We start from the raw sequence: 647 nt of genomic DNA, 5'->3' as shown, positions 1-647 counted from the left end.
TAGCTTCATCATGGCTTTGCGTTCTTTTCGGTTCCTCAAAATGAACTAAGCTGCTAACAAAAATCAACGCGATCACACAGAGCAAACTTATAGGAAAATATGCAATCCCCCAAATATCAAATACTATACCGAATCCCATAACACTAAAGATAAACCCGACTGAACCCCATAGCCGTATCCGCCCATACAACTCTTTCTTACTACCCAGATTAAAAAGCGTTACGACCTCTATCTGTGGCAAGACCGCATTCCAGAAGAAACTAAACAACACGATGACTAGTGCGTAAGCCTGAAATGTGCTGGCAAAGAAAAAGCCGCTATAACAGACAAGTGTCATTAGCGTCCCAAAACGAACCAGAAAGACATTGTTACTAAAACGATCAGACAATGCGCCCCACAGTAAGGGAGCAAGCACCTTCGTTATCATCAATAAGGAAAGCAGCTGGGAGATTTCTAATAAGCTGAAGCCCTTACTATCGAGATATAGCCCCAAGTAAGGCGCCATGACACCTAGCAAGGCAAAATAGGTGAAATATAAAAATGATAGCTTCAGATATAAAACTGGCATTAAAAGCCCTGGCAAGCGAATCGAAAGCCAATAGAAGTCAGACTATTGATACGCAAAACTTCGTTGATCACACCCAAGC

At 42.0% G+C, this 647-nt stretch carries 1 protein-coding gene; it reads right to left on the bottom strand.

Annotated features, from left to right (window positions below; translation table 11 throughout):
* Positions 1 to 505, bottom strand: a 505-nt coding sequence (locus A3761_RS02930; protein ID WP_231881135.1) for an MFS transporter, incomplete at its 3' end; no start/stop codon positions are given.
* Positions 506 to 647: the final 142 nt, after the last annotated feature.

Source organism: Oleiphilus sp. HI0123, from assembly GCF_001635315.1.
This window is presented reverse-complemented; position numbering and strand designations above follow the sequence as displayed.